Consider the following 17,975-nt stretch of genomic DNA (forward strand, 5'->3'; position numbering starts at 1 on the left):
TATGGCAGAAGAATATGATTTGGTCGTCTTAGGCGGAGGAACAGGCGGTTATGTAGCCGCCATCCGTGCGTCAAAGCTTGGATTGAAAACAGCGCTTGTTGAAAAGCGTGAATTAGGAGGAACATGTTTGCACAGAGGGTGTATTCCTTCAAAGGCTTTGCTTAGAAGTGCAGAAGTGTTCCGCCAGACAAAAGAAGCGGAATCCTATGGTGTGTCGGCGGGTGAACCGACGTTGAACTTCCTGAAAGTCCAAGAGCGTAAGCAGTCGATTGTCGATACGCTACATAAAGGCGTTCAAGGGTTGATGAAAAAAGGGAAGATTGACGTCTATGAAGGGTTCGGTCGCATTTTAGGACCGTCGATCTTTTCCCCTACAGCCGGTACCATTTCTGTCGAAATGAATAACGGTGAAGAAAATGAGATGCTTATTCCTAAAAATGTTCTCGTTGCAACAGGTTCAAGTCCAAAGTCCCTTCCTGGCCTTGAAGTGGATGGGGAGTATGTGATGACTTCTGACGAGGCACTGAATATGGAGGAACTTCCTAAATCGATCATCATCGTCGGTGGCGGTGTGATCGGAATCGAATGGGCTTCCATGCTTTCAGACTTCGGTGTCGATGTCACCGTGCTTGAATACATGTCAGCGATCCTCCCGACTGAGGATCAGGATGTATCCAAGGAAATGCTTAAACAGATGAAGAAAAAGGGCGTCAACGTCGTCACGGATGCGAAAGTATTGCCGGATACACTCGATAAATCTAACGGTGTCTCCATCCAGGCAGAAGTGGATGGCGAATCTGTCTCCTATGAAGCGGAGAAGATGCTCGTCTCTGTCGGACGCTCAGCGAACGTGAACAATATCGGACTGGAAAACACGGATATTGTGGTGGAGAACGGGTTCATTCAAACGAATGACATGTACCAGACGAAAGAGAGCCACATCTACGCAATTGGAGACGTGATTGGCGGCATGATGCTAGCGCATGTTGCCTCTCATGAGGGAATCGTAGCCGTCGAGCATATGGCTGATAAAACGCCGCATCCGATTCAGGCTGATCAAGTCCCGACTTGTATTTACTCCAACCCTGAAGTAGCAAGTGTAGGATTGACAGAACAGCAGGCTAAAGACCAGGGCTATGATCTGAAAGTAGGCAAGTTCCCGTTCCAGGCGATTGGAAAAGCGCTCGTGTTCGGTGAAACAGACGGTTTTGTGAAAATTATTGCCGATAAAGATACCGATGACTTGTTAGGGGTCCATATGGTCGGACCTCATGTAACAGATATGATTTCAGAAGCAGGACTTGCCAAAGTGTTAGATGCGACCCCTTGGGAAATCGCAGAAAGCATTCACCCACACCCGACACTTGCTGAGGCGATCGGTGAGGCCGCGATGGCAGTGGATGCTAACCAAATTCACGGATAGAGATCAGAGGAGGGAATTTCATGGCTGAAAATCGCCATAAATCATTAGGTTTAAGTGACGATCAAGTATTAGATATGTTCCGCACGATGCTCTTAGCGCGAAAAATTGACGAGCGCATGTGGCTGTTGAACCGTGCTGGTAAAATTCCGTTTGTTATTTCCTGTCAAGGTCAGGAAGCAGCTCAAGTAGGTGCTTCGTATGCCTTGGACCGCGAGAAAGACTACGCGCTTCCTTATTATCGTGATATGGGGGTTGTGCTTTCATTCGGAATGACAGCGAAAGACTTAATGCTATCCGGGTTTGCGAAGGCAGAAGATCCGAACTCTGGCGGCCGTCAGATGCCAGGTCACTTCGGACAGAAGAAGAACCGTATCGTAACAGGCTCATCGCCCGTAACGACACAGGTACCTCATGCTGTCGGAATTGCATTAGCCGGTAAGATGGAGAAGAAAGACTTTGTATCCATCGTGACGTTCGGTGAAGGGTCTTCCAACCAAGGGGACTTCCATGAAGGAGCAAACTTTGCAGGTGTGCATAAACTTCCGGTCATCTTTATGGTCGAAAACAATAAATATGCGATCTCGATTCCTGTTTCCAAACAGCTTGCTTGTGAGAAGGTATCTGATCGTGCCATCGGATACGGCATGCCTGGATACACAGTGGACGGAAACGATCCATTAGCGGTTTATGAAGCTGTTAAAAATGCAGCAGACCGCGGCCGCGCAGGTGAAGGTCCGACTCTGATCGAGACGGTCTCTTACCGCTTGACGCCGCACTCCAGTGATGACGATGACCGTACGTACCGTGAGAAAGAAGAAGTCGAGGAAGCGAAGAAGAAGGATTCCATCATTACCTTCGCTGAATACTTGCGGGAACAGAACATATTGACTGAAGAAAAAGAACAGGCGATGCACAAAGAGATTGATGAGATCGTGAACGAAGCGACAGATTACGCTGAGAACGCAGCTTATGCGGAAGCGGAATCAGCCTTGAAATATGTCTATGAAGAGTAAGGAGGGGGAATAACGATGCCAGTATTATCTTATATTCAAGCAGTCACTCAAGCTCTGAAGGAAGAAATGCAGCGTGATGAAAAAGTATTTGTTTTAGGTGAGGACGTTGGGAAGCGTGGAGGCGTGTTCCGCGCGACGGACGGTCTATATGATGAGTTCGGAGAAGATCGCGTATTGGATACACCGCTTGCCGAATCAGCGATTGCCGGTGTAGGAATCGGTGCCGCGATGTATGGGATGCGTCCTGTGGCGGAAATGCAGTTCGCAGACTTCATTATGCCGGCCGTAAACCAGATCATCTCAGAAGCAGCGAAGATCCGTTACCGTTCGAATAACGATTGGCAGGCACCGATCACAATCCGTGCACCATACGGTGGCGGTGTACACGGGGCTTTGTACCACTCCCAATCTGTGGAATCTGTTTTTGCCAATCAGCCTGGACTGAAGATCGTCATGCCTTCTACTCCATATGACGTGAAGGGACTTCTGAAAGCTTCCATCCGTGATAATGATCCTGTTCTATTTTTCGAACATAAGCGTGCTTATCGTTTGATTAAAGGGGAAGTACCAGACGAGGATTACACGCTTCCCATTGGGAAAGCGGACGTGAAACGGGAAGGCTCAGACATTACGGTCATCACGTACGGTCTCTGCGTACACTTCGCTCTTCAAGCAGCCGAGAAGCTGGCGGAAGAAGGCATCGATGCGCATATCCTTGACCTTCGTACCGTCTATCCACTCGACAAAGAGTCGATTATCGAAGCAGCATCCAAGACAGGGAAGGTTCTTCTTGTGTCGGAAGATAATAAAGAAGGCGGCATCATCTCTGAAGTGAGCGCCATCATCAGTGAGAACTGTCTGTTCGACCTTGATGCTCCTGTACAGCGACTTGCTGGACCTGATGTACCATCCATGCCTTATGCACCAACAATGGAGAAATTCTTCATGATGAATCCTGATAAAGTAGAAAAAGCGATGCGTGATCTCGCTGAATTTTAAGAAGGAGGAATTCCTGTGGGTTTAGAGAAAATCAATATGCCCCAGCTTGGTGAGAGTGTCACAGAAGGTACGATCAGTACGTGGCTTGTCCAACCTGGAGATACTGTAAATAAATATGATCCAATTGCTGAAGTCATGACCGATAAAGTCAATGCAGAAGTCCCGTCTTCCTTTACCGGAACGATCAAAGAACTGGTAGCACAGGAAGGCGATACAATCGAAGTAGGCGACTTGATGTGCTACGTAGAAGTGGAAGGCGCAGGCTCTGTTTCTGACGATGAGCCGTCCCCGGCACAAGAAGACCCAGTAGCTGAGGAGAAGCCAAACAAGGAAGAAAAGCCTGTCAAGAAACCTGCCAAGCAGGAAAAAGGCAGTAAGAAGCGCTATTCTCCTGCAGTTATAACGCTTGCTCAGGAACATGAGATCGACTTGAATCAAGTCGAGGGCAGCGGCCGTGGCGGACGCATCACACGTAAAGATATCGAGAAGCTGATTGAGAGCGGAAACATTCCAACAGCTGGTTCTGCACCTGCCAAAGAAGAACCAAAGCAGGAACAGCAGGCTCCGGCACAACCTGCCCCAGCAGCTGCTTCTGGCAGCGCTGTTCCGAATGTACAAGCTGGTGAAGGGGATATCGAAATCCCTGTAACAGGTGTACGTAAAGCGATCGCTTCCAACATGGTCAAGTCGAAGACCGAAATCCCTCATGCATGGATGATGGTGGAAGTGGATGTGACGAACCTTGTTGAACTTCGAAATGCGAAGAAGAAACAGTTCAAGGATCAAGAAGGATTCAGCTTAACGTATTTCGCATTCTTCGTGAAAGCAGTCGCACAGGCTCTTAAAGAGTATCCGCAGTTGAACTCTTCATGGGCTGGCGATAAGATCATCCAGCGTAAGGCGATCAACCTTAACATCGCCGTGGCAAAAGAGGACCAATTGTTCGTTCCGGTCATCCGTAACGCCGATGAGAAAAGCATTAAAGGTATCGCTAAAGATATCACGGACCTTGCCGGCAAAGCTCGTCAAGGCAAGCTGACGTCTAAGGATATGGAAGGCGGAACCTTCACGGTCAACAATACCGGTTCATTCGGTTCTGTTCAGTCTATGGGCGTAATCAATCACCCTCAGGCGGCCATTCTTCAGGTGGAATCGATCGTCAAGAAGCCCGTTTATCAAAACGGGATGTTCGGTGCTCGTGACATGGTAAACCTATGCCTTTCCCTCGACCACCGTGTCTTGGACGGCCTTGTAGCAGGGAACTTCCTTGCACGTGTCAAAGAGATTCTAGAGAAAATGTCCGAAGAGAATACGTCGGTCTATTAATAGGAAATGCCTCCTTTTCAGGGGGCATTTTTTTCGTTTTGTTTAAAAAGGTTTTTGATGAAATAGAGTGGATTGCGGGGTTGGAAAATAGCCCCTGTCTTGGTTTGCTGCAGGATCGTCTTGAAATTGAGTCCTGTTATCGACGTTTCGAGAGGCGGATGGAGTTAAAAAGTAGATAATATGGATTTTATCGACGTTTCGAGAGGCGGATGGAGTCAAAACGTAGATAATATGGATTTTATCGACGTTTTGAGAGGCAGATGGAGTTAAAACGTAGATAATATGATTTTTATCGACGTCTTGAGATCCGCGCGGAGACCAAACGTCGATTATCCATTTTTTATACCCTGACGATACCATCTTCAGAGTTTTCTGACGCTACTTTTCGAAAAAATGACCAAACAGCGCTGGCCTGTGATTTCTGTTTTCATTGAAAGGCTTGAGAGAACTTGGTAGAATATTGATAGTACTTAACAAAGGAGCCATGCAGATGGATTTCAATATTTTTATGAACGACGTAGTCACACAAGCGCGTGACGAGATTACAAAGGCAGGTTATGAAGAACTTACGACGCCTGAGGAAGTCGATCAGGCTCTTACAAAGCAAGGGACGACTCTTGTTATGATTAACTCCGTATGCGGATGTGCAGGCGGCATTGCCCGTCCAGCGGCTTCTCATGCGATTCACTATGATAAGCGCCCGGATCACTTAGTGACGGTTTTTGCTGGACAAGACCGTGAAGCGACGAACCGTGCTCGTGAATATTTCGAAGGGTTCCCACCATCATCACCGTCCTTTGCGCTATTGAAAGACGGCAAGATTCAAACGATGGTCGAGCGTCATGATATTGAAGGATTTGAACCGATGGAAGTCATCGGGAAGCTTCAGCGTCAGTTTGAAGAACACTGTGAAGAAGTTTAATTTAAGGCGGGATCTTTGTTCCTAACAAAGATCCCCTTTTTGGTTGAAGAGGTGAAGAAGCTTTTGAAGATAGGCTATCGAACAATTAAGACGGCACTCGGAACCCCGTTTGCTATTTGGGTTGCGCAGATGCTTCAGTTGGATAATTTCGCATCTGCCGGAATTTTAACGATATTATGTATACAAATTACGAGGAAGAAATCGATCCTTTCTGCCTGGCACCGGTTTGCCGCATGTATGATCGCGATGGGTCTCTCCTTCGCGTTCTTTGAGGTCTTTGGGTATCAGCCTATAGCGATTGGTCTGATGCTGTTCGCATTCATCCCGGTTACGGTCTGGTTGAAGATCACCCCGGGTATTGTGACGAGTTCCGTTATCATTCTTCACCTTTATGGCTCAGGTAACATCGGGTGGGGTGTGATTTGGAACGAATTAGTATTGATTACAGTCGGAATTGGAACGGCACTATTACTGAACTTATATATGCCAAGCCTTGAAACGAAACTGGAGCAGTATCAAAGGGAAGTGGAGCACAATTTCTCATCCATTCTAAAAGAATTTGCGGCCTATTTGAGGGAAGGGAATGAGCACTGGGCAGGCAGAGAACTGACACATACGGCAGAGGTTCTCGAAAAAGCGAAATCACTGGCTTTCCGCGACGTGGAAAACCACCTGCTTCGCACGCATAATCCTTTTTACCATTACTTTCATATGAGGATGAAGCAATTCGAACTGCTCGAGAGGATGCTTCCACTCGTCAGTCAGATCTCTACTTCTTATTCCCATGGACAGGCGATAGCCGATTTCTTTGAAGAACTTGCAGATGCCGTTCACTCAGGAAATACCGCAATCATCTATTTGAAAAAATTAAAACAAATGAAAGATCAGTTCCGCAATGATCAACTTCCTGAATCACGAGAAGAATTCGAGGTGCGGGCGAGCTTATACCACTTGTTGAACCAAATTGAAGAGTACTTAATTATTAAGAGGTCCTTTAAAAAGAGTGACGTATAAGGTATGAGGCCGGTAGGAAAACTAAGCAAAAACGAGGAGTGGAACTTGTGAATGGACTACTTCTATTTATAGGGTTGATGATCCTTCCTGCCGGATTCCAGGATGAATCCGTCCTGTTCGTCAATAAATCGACACATGAAATCGCACTATTTGAAAGTGGCGAGGAACAATTTACGGCGCCAGCTGCTATTGGGAAAACCGATGATCTGACCCCTGAAGGGATCTTTTCGATTGTCGTTAAAGCAAAAGACCCTTACTACCGGAAAACAGATATCCCTGGTGGGGATCCTGACAATCCGCTGGGAAGCCGCTGGATCGGCTTTGATGCCAGGGGAACAGACGGAAGGATGTATGGTGTTCACGGCACGAATCGCCCAGAATCGATTGGTAAATCCGTCTCAGCCGGCTGTATCCGTTTAAAGAATGAGGATGTCGAGAAGTTGTATGAGTCTGTTGGTAAAGGAACAGACATCGTGATCGTAAAAAGTGAACAATCGATGGAACAGTTGTATGATGAGTGGTTAAAGAACAAATGGAAGGAGGCGCTGGCTTAGTTGTACCAGCGTTTTTCAACTTTAAAAAGCCGGAGGTCGATGACCTCCGGCTTTTGTCATTTTTAATATTTTTCCTTACTAATGTTCTAGGACTGTACGCCTTCTTTAGAACAGGCGCCTTTATGCCTTTCGTTTATAGGAAATATGATGCGCCCATTAGTAGTGAGGACAATACCATGGAAAGAATCATGATATAAATGACGACTTTCATACGGCGTTCGCGCTTTCTCTTTTGTGCTGCCAAGGTGTTAACCTCCTTCTAGTCAATCCTATCAAACATTTTACCTAAAAAAGTGGATTTGGACAAGTCGCTGAAATAAATTACAATAGTATTGGGAATTGTATCATTTTTTAGATAAGTAAGCGCTTTATTTCTGGTATGCTAGAGAGGGAATGGTTAAGAGAAGGGAGCATCTGTGATGAGCGATGATAAAAAAATGAAACAGAGCTGGGAAGAAGACGTTGAGAAAACCAAAAAACGTTTCCCAGAACGAAAAGAGACGTTCAAAACGAGTTCTGAGCTGACCGTGGACCGTCTGTACACTCCGGCTCAGGAAGACAGTCATTATCATGAGGAGATCGGATATCCGGGGCAGTACCCTTATACAAGAGGCATTCAACCTACGATGTATCGAAGCAGGTATTGGACGATGCGGCAATATGCAGGTTTCGGTTCTGCAGAGGAAACGAACAAGCGTTTCCGGTATCTGTTGGAACAAGGTCAAACCGGTCTCTCTGTGGCATTCGACCTGCCCACTCAGATCGGATACGATTCAGATGATCCGATGGCGGATGGAGAAGTCGGGAAGGTCGGTGTCGCCATCGATTCCCTAGAGGATATGGAGCAGCTGTTCGATCAAATTCCATTGGATCAGGTGAGTACATCGATGACGATCAATGCCCCTGCTTCGATTCTCCTTGCGATGTACATAGCTGTCGGAGAAAAGCAGGGAGTGGCGCCTGAGAAGCTGACAGGAACGATCCAAAACGATATTTTAAAAGAATACATTGCAAGAGGGACATATATTTATCCGCCTAAGCCGTCTATGCGGCTGATTACGGACATCTTTGAATATTGCCAGACACATCTTCCGAAATTCAACACGATCAGCATTTCAGGGTACCATATCAGAGAAGCGGGCTCGACGGCTGTGCAAGAAGTCGCCTTTACGCTGGCGAATGGAATGGCTTATGTGGATGCTGCGATTGAAGCAGGGCTTGAAGTCGATCAATTTGCACCGAGGCTTGCCTTCTTCTTCAACGCACATAACCAGTTTTTCGAAGAAGCAGCTAAGTTCAGAGCAGCACGAAGAATGTGGGCGAAAATTATGAAAGAGCAATACGGGGCGCGCAACCCAAAGAGCTGGAAGTTGAGGTTTCATACTCAGACAGGCGGCAGTACACTGACCGCCCAGCAGCCTGATAATAATATCGTGCGCGTTACACTGCAAGCTCTTGCGGCCGTTATGGGCGGTACGCAGAGCCTGCATACGAATTCGCGTGATGAAGCGCTGGCTTTGCCGACAGAAGAGTCTGCACGCATTGCCCTTAGAACCCAGCAGATCATAGCCAATGAAAGCGGAGCGGCTGATACGATCGATCCGCTTGGAGGTTCTTACTACGTGGAATCCCTGACAGACCAAATTGAGAAGGAAGCCAATGACTATATTGAGAGGATCCGAAAGCTCGGAGGAGCCGTTCAAGCTGTTGAAGAAGGCTTTATGCAGCGTGAAATTCATACAGCGGCTTATGAAGCACAGAAGAGGATGGAAGCAAAAGAGGATATCGTCGTCGGCTTGAACGAATTTCAAGTGGATGAGGAAATACAAGCGGACCTACTTCGTGTGGACGAGGCGCTCGAGAAATCCCAGATTCAAAAAACAAAACAGGTTAGAAAAACGCGTGACCAAACCGTCGTCGATGGTACTTTAGGTGCTTTAAGGGAAGCGGCGCGGTCGCGGGATAATGTGATGCCGTATATTCTGAATGCCGTAAAAGCCTATGCAACGGTAGGGGAAATCGCCGGTGTGATGAGAGAGGAATTCGGAGAATATACGGGAATGTAGGAGGGGGAAGTTGACGATGAAGCCAATACGTGTACTTATTGCAAAGCCAGGACTCGATGGACATGACAGGGGAGCCTTAATTATTGCCCAGGCTCTCAGAGACCACGGGATGGAAGTGATCTACACCGGGCTCAGGCAGTCTGCAGTCCAGATTGCACGAGCAGCCGTTCAAGAGGATGTCGATGTGGTCGGCCTTTCTTCTTTGTCAGGTGCCCACAAGTCTCTTTTTCCAAAAGTTGTGAAAGCCTTGAAGGATGAACAGGCAGAAGATATTCCTGTCATCGGGGGAGGAGTGATTCCAGCCGAGGACATTCCGTTCCTTGAAGAGCAGGGAGTGAAGAAGATCTTCACAAGTGGGTCTCCGACCGATGCGATTGCAGTGTACATCAAGCAGCTGTTTGCAGGGGAAGCGGTACAGGAACCGAAGAGAATCGCTCATATCGGGATTGCTGTCGAAGATATTGAAGAAGCTCTTCCTTTCTATCAGCACACTTTAGGGCTATCGCTTGAATCGGTTGAAGAGGTTCAATCTGAGCAGGTCCGGGTCGCGTTTTTGAAAATCGGAGAAACGAGATTTGAGCTTCTTGAACCATTGAGTGATGAATCATCGATTAAAAGCTTTTTGACGAAAAAAGGGCCGGGTGTCCATCACATCGCTCTTGAGGTCGACGATATCCATCGTCGTCTTGAGCAGTATAAAACACAGGGCGTTCGTTTGATTCATGAGGAGCCGAAGACAGGCGCACACGAAAGTCAAATTGCGTTTCTGCATCCAAAAGCCGGACACGGAGTATTGTTTGAGTTATGTCAGCCGAAGGAGTGAATGGAAATGGATATCTTTGATAAAATCAATGAACTGTACGACAAGCGACGTCAGACGGAACTTGGCGGTGGAGACGAGAGAATCGCAAAGCAGCACGACAAAGGCAAATGGACGGCGCGTGAACGGATCGACTATTTAGTGGATGAAGGGTCATTTGTAGAGCTGAACCCTTTCATTGAACACCGTCATGATGCCTTCGGAATGGACGGGAAACAAGCTCCTGGTGAAGGAGTGGTAACAGGATACGGCAAAATCGACGGCCGTCCCATATACTTATTTGCGCAGGACTTCACCGTATATGGCGGGGCTCTCGGAGAAATGCATGCCAAAAAAATTGCTGCGGTCATGGATTTGGCTGCCAAGAACGGAACACCGTTCATCGGTTTGAATGATTCAGGGGGAGCTCGTATCCAGGAAGGCGTCTCCTCACTGGACGGGTATGGTCAAGTCTTTTACCGAAATTCCATCTACTCAGGCGTCATTCCCCAAATTTCGGTCATAATGGGGCCATGCGCAGGTGGAGCCGTCTATTCGCCTGCCATTACAGACTTCGTCATTATGGTGGAGAAGACTTCGCAAATGTTTATCACAGGTCCGAAAGTCATTGAGACGGTAACTGGAGAACAGATCTCAGCAGAGGACTTGGGTGGAGCCGGCGTTCACAGCAGTCTCAGTGGAAATGCCCATTTAAAAACACCGGATGAAGCGAGTGCACTGGATGCTGTCAAAAATCTTGTGAAATACCTGCCAGCCAATAACCGGGAACGACCTGAGCCGGTGGAAGGGGCCGGTGAAGACGATTATCGTCCGGACATCACCGACCGCATTCCGTTTGATCCTGTTCGTCCATATGATGTTCGGATCATCATTGATGAAGTCGTCGATCGCGATTCGTTTTTCGAGATCCATAAAGACTTCGCAAAGAACATCGTTGTCGGCTTTGCCCATTTGAAAGGCCAGACGGTCGGCTTAGTTTGTAACCAGCCGAAATATATGGCCGGCGGGCTCGATATTGATTCGAGTGATAAAGCTGCACGCTTCATCCGCTTCTGTGACTCGTTCAATATTCCGTTGATTACGTTCGAGGACGTCACAGGCTTTTTCCCGGGTATTAAACAGGAACACGGGGGCATCATCAGGCACGGGGCGAAGATTCTTTATGCGTATTCAGAAGCAACAGTGCCGAAGCTTACGGTCATTACAAGAAAAGCTTACGGCGGAGCTTACGTGGCATTGAACAGTAAGTCCATTGGAGCGGACCTGGTGTTCGCCTGGCCGAATGCTGAAATCGCCGTAATGGGACCAGAGGGAGCGGCCAATATCATTTTTGCCAAAGAAATCAAAGATAGTGAAAACCCTGAACAAACCAGGCAGCAGAAGATCAATGAATACCGTGAACGCTTTGCAAACCCCTATGTGGCAGCGGGGCTCGGGATGGTTGACGATGTAATTGATCCGAGAGAAACAAGACAGAAGCTGATTCAATCGCTTGAAATGCTTGCGAATAAACAGGAGGATCGACCGTACAAAAAGCATGGAAACATTCCTCTCTAATTGACATGCCCTTCTCGTTCCGCTAACGTACTATTAGGCAGGTCTACATATGAAGGAGGAATTTTGACATGACAGCCATCAATAAAGAACGTTTATTAGAAGAGTTTCTTGAACTCGTACAAATTGATTCTGAAACAAAAGAAGAAGCGAATATCGCCAAAATATTGAAAGAAAAGTTCGAATCCCTCGGTCTCGAAGTATTGGAAGATGATGCGAAAGAGAAAACGGGTCACGGTGCAAACAACCTCATCTGTAACTTGAAGGGCACAAAAGACAGTGCAGATCCGATTTATTTTACATCCCACATGGATACAGTTGTACCGGGTAATGGCGTTAAGCCTTCCATCGAAGACGGATACGTCATCACCGACGGAACGACGATTCTTGGAGCGGATGATAAAGCCGGAGTAGCAGCCATCTTGGAAGCGATCCGTTCATTGAAAGAGAACAACGTAGAGCATGGTGATTTGCAGTTCGTCATCACAGTTGGAGAAGAAAGCGGACTTGTCGGTGCGAAAGCTCTGGACAGTTCCCTTCTGAAGGCGAAGTACGGCTATGCACTCGACAGTGATGGTCAAGTCGGAAACATCATCGTCGCGGCTCCTACACAAGCGAAGTTGAATGCGGTTGTGAAAGGCAAGACGGCTCACGCAGGTGTCGCTCCCGAAAAAGGGATTTCAGCGATTACTCTTGCCTCTAAAGCCATCTCGAAGATGCCGCTTGGTCGTATTGATGAAGAGACGACGGCAAACATCGGTCGCTTCGAAGGCGGTCAAAAAACGAATATCGTCTGTGACCACGTCGAGATTCTGGCAGAAGCGCGTTCCCTTGTTCCAGAGAAAATGGAAGAACAAGTGGAGAAGATGAAAAAAGCTCTTGTAGAAACGGCGGAAGAAATGGGCGGCTCTGTTGATCTGGATGTTCAGGTCATGTACCCGGGCTTCAAGCAGCAAGCGGGAGACCAAGTAGTAGAAGTGGCGCGTTCAGCAGCCAAAGCGATCGGAAGAGAAAGTGAACTTCTGACAAGCGGTGGAGGTAGTGACGCAAACATTATCGCAGGCTTCGGGATTCCAACTGTAAACCTTGCAGTGGGTTACGAAGAGATTCACACGACCAATGAGCGCATGCCGGTCTCAGAACTTGAGAAAGTGGCCGAGCTTGTCACATCAATCGTTGAAGAAGTAGCGAAATAGCCTAGATACCCGAGCGAGCATTCGATTCCGAAATGCTAGCTCGGGTTTTCTTCTGTTAACGCCCGAGGGCTTCGTGATATAATAGAGGAACAACAGTTCGAGAAAAGGACGGATTCACGTGTCGAAATGGTATCCGAAAAACGGGCGTGTCATCTTTCACGTCGATATGAATAGCTTCTATGCTTCCGTCGAGATGGCTTTCGATCCTTCGTTAAAAGGACAACCTCTTGCGATTGCCGGAAACCCTGAGGAACGGAAGGGGATCGTTGTAACGAGCAGCTATGAAGCAAGGAAATTCGGAGTGAAGACGACGATGCCCTTGTTTGAAGCCAAAAGGCTTTGTCCTGACTTGAAGGTGATGCGCCCCAACTTTGAGCGTTACCGCACGGCATCGAAGGAAATGTTCAAGATCCTGGCAGAGGTTACGGATCTGGTACAGCCGGTTTCGATTGATGAAGGATATATGGACATTACAGCCTGTGCCGATCAAGGGTCACCACCTGAAATTGCAGAGAACATCCAAAAGCGCATTTATGAGGAATTGGACCTCCCTTGCAGTATCGGAATTGCTCCGAATAAATTTCTGGCGAAAATGGCTTCGGATATGAAGAAGCCAATGGGCATTACGATTTTAAGGAAAAGAGATCTTGACCATAAACTTTGGCCGCTGCCTATCGAGGAAATGTACGGAGTAGGAGAGAAGACAGCGGAAAAATTGAAGAAAATCGGCATTGAAACGATCGGGGACTTGGCGAAGCAACCCGTTTTGGATTTGAAGAGACTGCTTGGGATAAACGGAGAAAGACTCCAGAACAGGGCGAACGGACTGGATGACCGCCCCGTCGACCCTGACGCTGTCCATGAATTCAAAAGCATTGGCACCTCCACAACGCTCGCTGAAGATACGACAGACGATACAGAGGTCCGGTCTGTTCTTCGAAGACTCGCTGGGAAAGTAGAAGCCAGGATGAAAAGCAAAGAAGTGCTTGCACGCCACGTACAGCTGATGATCCGTTATCATGATCGGAGAACGATTACGAGAAGCAAGCAGCTGCATGACTATATCGATCATAAGGATGACTTGTTCTCCGCTGCCATCCAACTGTTTGATGATCATTGGAATCAGACGCCCGTCCGCCTTCTTGGGATTACAGCTTCCGACTTTGCAGAAAAGTCAGAAGTGACCCAGCAGCTGGACTTATTCAATTACGAACAGCACGCTGAGAAAGAAAACCTTTATAAAGTGATCGACCATCTAACGGAACGTTATGGTTCAAATCCATTCAAAAAAATATCCGCACCGAAAGATGCAAAAGTCGAAACCAGCTTTCAAAAGGATTTTTTGGATGACTATAAGAAAGAATAATCGCCTTTTTTCTCTCCATACTAAAAGAGAAGGGAGGCGATTTTGTTATGGGTAAAGATCGTCAAGAGAAAAAGCTGAAACGTTCTGGAAAAGTCGAGTCTGACCGAGATCAGAAGCTCAGCTATCCAGGTGCTACCGCAATGGAAGGACCGGAAGCTGCCAGAAAGAGACGTTAGGAGGCGATGACCATGGGTCGACGCATGGGACCGAAACAACAGAAAGCTCCCCATCTGCCGAAATCTCCGAAACAGGGGTACGGCGAACCGATGGAAGGCTCTCATAAAGTGAAGACAGCCAACCATTCACGAAACAACCAAAAAACTTCTCACGATATGTAACAAACGTGAAAGAAATAAAAGGAGGCCCGCTCAAATGCCGGACCACATTGTAGCTGTTCGAAAAAACGCTGAAGGAAGCATTGTTGAAATGCAGCTTTCATCTGGACGTGTTGTTGATTATAAACAAGCTCATGAACTTGCAAGAAGTGGTGAAATTGAGCACGTCCAGTTGATCAAAGGGAAAGATGGCGAAGACCACCTTCGCAGTCAGCCTGATGGCGATAAATCGAATAACCTGGATCAACTGCCTACTTTCTAATAAGAGAGCCGGAACGGACCATCGTTCCGGTTTTCTTTTTTTATTTATAAAAAATGAAATATAAGCATAGATATATTTCAAAAAGTCGTTGCGGTTTCAATAGGGGTGTAGTAAACTGAAAATGAAATAATCAATGTAATTCATTTCAAAACTTTCATTGGAGATGATGAAATGGCGATTGCCGTGCAAAACGTAAGTAAGGTGTATCAGAGTGGTGAAGTGAAGGTGCATGCACTAAGGAAAGCGACCCTGGAGGTGCCGGATCACAAGGTTGTCACCATTCTAGGTCCGTCTGGTTCAGGCAAATCCACATTACTGAATGTCATCGGCGGGATCGACCGCTATGACGAAGGATCGATCACGATAGCTGATCAAAAACTCGATGCCCTGAAGGATCACCAATTGACTGAATTCCGTCGAAATTATGCCGGCTTTATTTTTCAACAATATAATTTGATCCCGACCTTGACCGTGGAGGAGAATGTGGAGGTCGGTCGTGAACTCAGTCAAAACCCTTTGGATATGAAAGATACATTAGAAAAAGTCGGAATGTGGGATAAAAAAGATAAGTTCCCATACCAACTCAGTGGAGGTGAACAACAGAGAGTCGCGATTGCGAGAGCCTTGATCAAGAACCCGGAATTTTTACTATGTGATGAACCGACTGGCGCCTTAGACGAAGAGACCGGGAAGAAAATCCTCAAGCTGCTGCAATTCGTTAATGAAACGTACGGTACGACGGTGTTTATCATCACACACAACCAAGGAATCGGCGAGATGGCTCATAAAGTGATTCGGATGAGCAGTGGTGAAATTGTAGAGCAATATGACAACGAACACCCGATCGATCCTGAGAAGGTGACGTGGGCATGATTTTACGAAAAACAATCAGCCGCACAATTAAAGAGAAGAAATTTCAATACGCAGGAGTGACCATCCTGTTGATGCTTGCTGTGATGCTTTATGTGTCTCTCTCGATGGCCATTACGACGCTTGAGGAGCGAAATGAAGCGTTCAAGGAAGATTACAAACAGGAAACGCTCCATTGGATGGCGAGTGAACCGCTTGATGATACTACGCTCACTGGTCTTGAAGAATCGTACGAGATAACCTTGGAACAACGTACGTTCAAAGATGTCGGGACGGATGAAAACACGACCCTCCGTCTATTCCATCCAACGGAAGACGTGAATATCCCTTATACTTCAGAAGGTGAGATGCCTGGAAGTACGGGAGAAGTGGCTTTAGCCCGGACATTTGCGGACAGTCAGGGATTGGAGATTGGCGATACGTTCACGGTGAATGAGGTCGACTTTTCCATTACTGGATTCGTTTATCTGCCTGACTACATTTACATGATCGAGCGGCAGACAGACCTACTGAGTGACCCTTCTCAATTTGGAATAGGCGTCACAACAGCGGATACGCTGGAGCAAATGGAAGAGAGGGCACAACTCCAGACCTTGGGGTGGACGTCTACAGGAGAGGTTCCAGAAGGGCTCAGGACGGAAGTGAACGAAAGAGCGTCTCTTCTTCAATTCGTCAGCCGTGAAGACAACGCCAGAATTCAATTTGTTGAATCTGAGATTGAAGGGTCGCAGGCATTAATTACAACGCTGCCTTTAATCATACTGGCTCTCTCGATCGCTATGGTTCTTCTATTGATGAAGCGGAGACTGGACCTTCAACGCAAGGAAATCGGAACGTTGATGGCTCTTGGTTACTATAAGAAAGAGTTGAGAAGGCATTACCTCGGCTATGCCTATGCGATTGGTCTTGCAGGAAGTATTCTCGGCATCCTCTTAGGTGCCTTATTGTCGCTTCCACTGTCTGACCTTTATGCGACATACTTCAATCTTCCGGCCTTATCAAACTTTGATTTCGACCCCGTCGTTCTATTGATCGGGTTCGTCATCCCAATCGTCCTTTTGGTCCTGTTAACGATGCTTGTGATCAACCGTACGTTGAAAACAGAGCCGTTGACCCTTTTGAAGCCTAAGGAAATGTCGACAGGCAAGAAATCTTGGTTGGAGAAGCTCCCTTGGCTGGCCAAAGGTCGTTTTATCCGGCGATTCCGTCTCCGGTTGCTGGTTCGGAGTAAGGCGAGGAGCCTTTATATTTTTCTTGGTGTCATGTTTTCCACGGTTCTATTACTATTCGGATTGATTACGTTCAATTCGATGGACCGCCTTGTGGAAACGACGTATGAGGATATCCAGACTTACGACTATGCCGTTCATTATGCTGGTTTGCAAACCGAACAACTACCTGAAGGTGTGAGTCCTTACACGACAGCGGAAGTGCAGGTCGATAGCGCAACATATACCCTTTATGGAGTGGAACCAGATACAGGCTATCTTCAATTGATGAATGGTGGAGAACGTTTGAATGGGAAATTGACTGAAGGGGCGATTGTTAGCAGGCCGGCAGCCGCTGTTGCCGGTGTCTCGGTTGGAGATCGAATATCGATTACAAACGCTTTGAATGACGAAGAGCATTCTGTTCCGATCGCGGGCATTGCCGATGTGTATATCGGAAGTCACATTTACCTTCCGAGAAGTGAAGTGAATGACTTTTTATCGTATCCAGAAGGGGCTTACACAGGTGCCTGGCAGGATACAGAACCTGAAATGACAGAAGATGTCTTTATGGTTGAGAACAAAAAGAGCTTGATTGAAAGCTTTGAATCGACATCCGGTGCTACCCGGAATTCTGTGATCGGAATGGCTGTATTTGCGGTGCTGATCGGCGTCATCGTGTTGACACTCTTAACGAACTTGATCGTCGAAGAGAATTCGCCTTCCATTTCGTTGTTCAAAGTGCTTGGCTATCATGAGAAAGAGGTATCGAAGCTCGTATTGAATGTGTACACACCTATTGTGTTTCTATCTTATTTCGTCTCGATTCCTCTTGCGGGGCTTGCGCTGTCCCAGGCGATGAATGGTCTTGTTCAAGAAACAGGATTCATTCTTCCGACAGATGTCACCTGGTGGATGGTTGTCGTTGGCTTTGTCGTGATCGGTCTTACGTATTGGCTATCGTTGACGTTGTCGAAGCGCAAGCTGAAAAAAGTATCTTTGCAGGAAGCGCTTAAGAAACAGCAGGATTAAAAAAAGTTCTTGATG

At 47.1% G+C, this 17,975-nt stretch carries 18 protein-coding genes; 17 read left to right on the forward strand and 1 reads right to left on the reverse strand.

Features of this window, described 5'->3' with window-relative positions:
• Position 1 precedes the first annotated feature (1 nt).
• The 7 genes from lpdA to LCM20_RS06125 all read left to right on the forward strand — a co-directional run bounded on the left by lpdA (position 2) and on the right by LCM20_RS06125 (position 7,251).
• The gene (lpdA, locus tag LCM20_RS06095; RefSeq protein ID WP_225194537.1) at positions 2 to 1,423 is read left to right on the forward strand and encodes a dihydrolipoyl dehydrogenase; all 1,422 of its coding nucleotides are present in this window, start codon (positions 2 to 4) and stop codon (positions 1,421 to 1,423) included.
• 20 nt (positions 1,424 to 1,443) lie between these two features.
• Positions 1,444 to 2,436, forward strand: a complete 993-nt coding sequence (locus tag LCM20_RS06100; RefSeq protein WP_225194538.1) for a thiamine pyrophosphate-dependent dehydrogenase E1 component subunit alpha — start codon at positions 1,444 to 1,446, stop codon at positions 2,434 to 2,436.
• 15 nt (positions 2,437 to 2,451) lie between these two features.
• A complete protein-coding gene (locus LCM20_RS06105) occupies positions 2,452 to 3,435 on the forward strand; it encodes an alpha-ketoacid dehydrogenase subunit beta (protein WP_225194539.1) in 984 nt (327 codons plus the stop codon).
• 15 nt (positions 3,436 to 3,450) lie between these two features.
• The gene (locus LCM20_RS06110) at positions 3,451 to 4,761 is read left to right on the forward strand and encodes a dihydrolipoamide acetyltransferase family protein (RefSeq protein WP_225194540.1); all 1,311 of its coding nucleotides are present in this window, start codon (positions 3,451 to 3,453) and stop codon (positions 4,759 to 4,761) included.
• A 484-nt stretch (positions 4,762 to 5,245) separates the two neighbouring features.
• Positions 5,246 to 5,683 carry a BrxA/BrxB family bacilliredoxin gene (locus tag LCM20_RS06115; RefSeq protein ID WP_225194807.1) on the forward strand — a complete coding sequence of 146 codons (438 nt, stop codon included), beginning with the start codon at positions 5,246 to 5,248 and terminating at the stop codon, positions 5,681 to 5,683.
• Positions 5,684 to 5,746: 63 nt separating this feature from the next.
• On the forward strand, positions 5,747 to 6,697 hold the full coding sequence (locus LCM20_RS06120; protein ID WP_225194541.1) for an aromatic acid exporter family protein: 951 nt from the start codon (positions 5,747 to 5,749) through the stop codon (positions 6,695 to 6,697).
• A gap of 38 nt (positions 6,698 to 6,735) precedes the next feature.
• Complete coding sequence (locus LCM20_RS06125; RefSeq protein ID WP_412097982.1) at positions 6,736 to 7,251, forward strand: L,D-transpeptidase; 516 nt, start codon at positions 6,736 to 6,738, stop codon at positions 7,249 to 7,251.
• 133 nt (positions 7,252 to 7,384) lie between these two features.
• Here the strand turns inward: LCM20_RS06125 and prli42 are convergent, their stop codons facing one another.
• Positions 7,385 to 7,495 (reverse strand): stressosome-associated protein Prli42, encoded by a 111-nt coding sequence (prli42, locus tag LCM20_RS06130; RefSeq protein WP_225194543.1) that lies wholly within the window; start codon positions 7,493 to 7,495, stop codon positions 7,385 to 7,387.
• Between the two features lie 175 nt (positions 7,496 to 7,670).
• Between prli42 and LCM20_RS06135 the strand changes: the two genes are divergently transcribed.
• The 10 genes from LCM20_RS06135 to LCM20_RS06180 all read left to right on the forward strand — a co-directional run bounded on the left by LCM20_RS06135 (position 7,671) and on the right by LCM20_RS06180 (position 17,960).
• Complete coding sequence (locus LCM20_RS06135) at positions 7,671 to 9,317, forward strand: methylmalonyl-CoA mutase (protein WP_225194544.1); 1,647 nt, start codon at positions 7,671 to 7,673, stop codon at positions 9,315 to 9,317.
• A 16-nt stretch (positions 9,318 to 9,333) separates the two neighbouring features.
• The gene (mce, locus tag LCM20_RS06140; protein ID WP_225194545.1) at positions 9,334 to 10,140 is read left to right on the forward strand and encodes a methylmalonyl-CoA epimerase; all 807 of its coding nucleotides are present in this window, start codon (positions 9,334 to 9,336) and stop codon (positions 10,138 to 10,140) included.
• 6 nt (positions 10,141 to 10,146) lie between these two features.
• On the forward strand, positions 10,147 to 11,694 hold the full coding sequence (locus tag LCM20_RS06145; protein WP_225194546.1) for an acyl-CoA carboxylase subunit beta: 1,548 nt from the start codon (positions 10,147 to 10,149) through the stop codon (positions 11,692 to 11,694).
• A gap of 68 nt (positions 11,695 to 11,762) precedes the next feature.
• Positions 11,763 to 12,887 carry a M20/M25/M40 family metallo-hydrolase gene (locus LCM20_RS06150; protein ID WP_225194547.1) on the forward strand — a complete coding sequence of 375 codons (1,125 nt, stop codon included), beginning with the start codon at positions 11,763 to 11,765 and terminating at the stop codon, positions 12,885 to 12,887.
• A 118-nt stretch (positions 12,888 to 13,005) separates the two neighbouring features.
• Positions 13,006 to 14,253: a DNA polymerase IV gene (locus LCM20_RS06155; protein ID WP_225194548.1), complete on the forward strand. Its 1,248-nt coding sequence runs from the start codon at positions 13,006 to 13,008 to the stop codon at positions 14,251 to 14,253.
• Between the two features lie 47 nt (positions 14,254 to 14,300).
• Positions 14,301 to 14,429, forward strand: coding sequence for a YpzI family protein (locus LCM20_RS06160; protein ID WP_225194549.1), 129 nt, complete (start codon positions 14,301 to 14,303; stop codon positions 14,427 to 14,429).
• Between the two features lie 12 nt (positions 14,430 to 14,441).
• Entirely contained in the window at positions 14,442 to 14,591 is a 150-nt protein-coding gene (locus LCM20_RS06165) for a small acid-soluble spore protein P (protein WP_225194550.1), read from the forward strand.
• A 34-nt stretch (positions 14,592 to 14,625) separates the two neighbouring features.
• A complete protein-coding gene (locus LCM20_RS06170; protein WP_225194551.1) occupies positions 14,626 to 14,850 on the forward strand; it encodes a DUF3892 domain-containing protein in 225 nt (74 codons plus the stop codon).
• 171 nt (positions 14,851 to 15,021) lie between these two features.
• Positions 15,022 to 15,723 carry an ABC transporter ATP-binding protein gene (locus tag LCM20_RS06175; RefSeq protein WP_225194552.1) on the forward strand — a complete coding sequence of 234 codons (702 nt, stop codon included), beginning with the start codon at positions 15,022 to 15,024 and terminating at the stop codon, positions 15,721 to 15,723.
• Positions 15,720 to 17,960: an ABC transporter permease gene (locus LCM20_RS06180; RefSeq protein WP_225194553.1), complete on the forward strand. Its 2,241-nt coding sequence runs from the start codon at positions 15,720 to 15,722 to the stop codon at positions 17,958 to 17,960. The genes LCM20_RS06175 and LCM20_RS06180 overlap by 4 nt, the downstream gene beginning before the upstream one ends.
• The last annotated feature ends 15 nt before the right edge of the window (positions 17,961 to 17,975 follow it).

Source organism: Halobacillus litoralis, from assembly GCF_020171725.1.
Lineage (GTDB): Bacteria > Bacillota > Bacilli > Bacillales > Halobacillaceae > Halobacillus > Halobacillus litoralis_F.

Excerpts from the sequence above, each read along its gene's own strand:
- lpdA (WP_225194537.1), top strand. The coding sequence starts at position 2 with ATGGCAGAAGAATATGATTTGGTCGTCTTAGGCGGAGGAACAGGCGGT.
- LCM20_RS06100 (WP_225194538.1), top strand. The coding sequence starts at position 1,444 with ATGGCTGAAAATCGCCATAAATCATTAGGTTTAAGTGACGATCAAGTA.
- LCM20_RS06105 (WP_225194539.1), top strand. The coding sequence starts at position 2,452 with ATGCCAGTATTATCTTATATTCAAGCAGTCACTCAAGCTCTGAAGGAA.
- LCM20_RS06115 (WP_225194807.1), top strand. The coding sequence starts at position 5,246 with ATGCAGATGGATTTCAATATTTTTATGAACGACGTAGTCACACAAGCG.
- LCM20_RS06135 (WP_225194544.1), top strand. The coding sequence starts at position 7,671 with ATGAGCGATGATAAAAAAATGAAACAGAGCTGGGAAGAAGACGTTGAG.
- mce (WP_225194545.1), top strand. The coding sequence starts at position 9,334 with ATGAAGCCAATACGTGTACTTATTGCAAAGCCAGGACTCGATGGACAT.
- LCM20_RS06145 (WP_225194546.1), top strand. The coding sequence starts at position 10,147 with ATGGATATCTTTGATAAAATCAATGAACTGTACGACAAGCGACGTCAG.
- LCM20_RS06150 (WP_225194547.1), top strand. The coding sequence starts at position 11,763 with ATGACAGCCATCAATAAAGAACGTTTATTAGAAGAGTTTCTTGAACTC.
- LCM20_RS06160 (WP_225194549.1), top strand. The coding sequence starts at position 14,301 with ATGGGTAAAGATCGTCAAGAGAAAAAGCTGAAACGTTCTGGAAAAGTC.
- LCM20_RS06165 (WP_225194550.1), top strand. The coding sequence starts at position 14,442 with ATGGGTCGACGCATGGGACCGAAACAACAGAAAGCTCCCCATCTGCCG.
- LCM20_RS06170 (WP_225194551.1), top strand. The coding sequence starts at position 14,626 with ATGCCGGACCACATTGTAGCTGTTCGAAAAAACGCTGAAGGAAGCATT.
- LCM20_RS06175 (WP_225194552.1), top strand. The coding sequence starts at position 15,022 with ATGGCGATTGCCGTGCAAAACGTAAGTAAGGTGTATCAGAGTGGTGAA.
- LCM20_RS06180 (WP_225194553.1), top strand. The coding sequence starts at position 15,720 with ATGATTTTACGAAAAACAATCAGCCGCACAATTAAAGAGAAGAAATTT.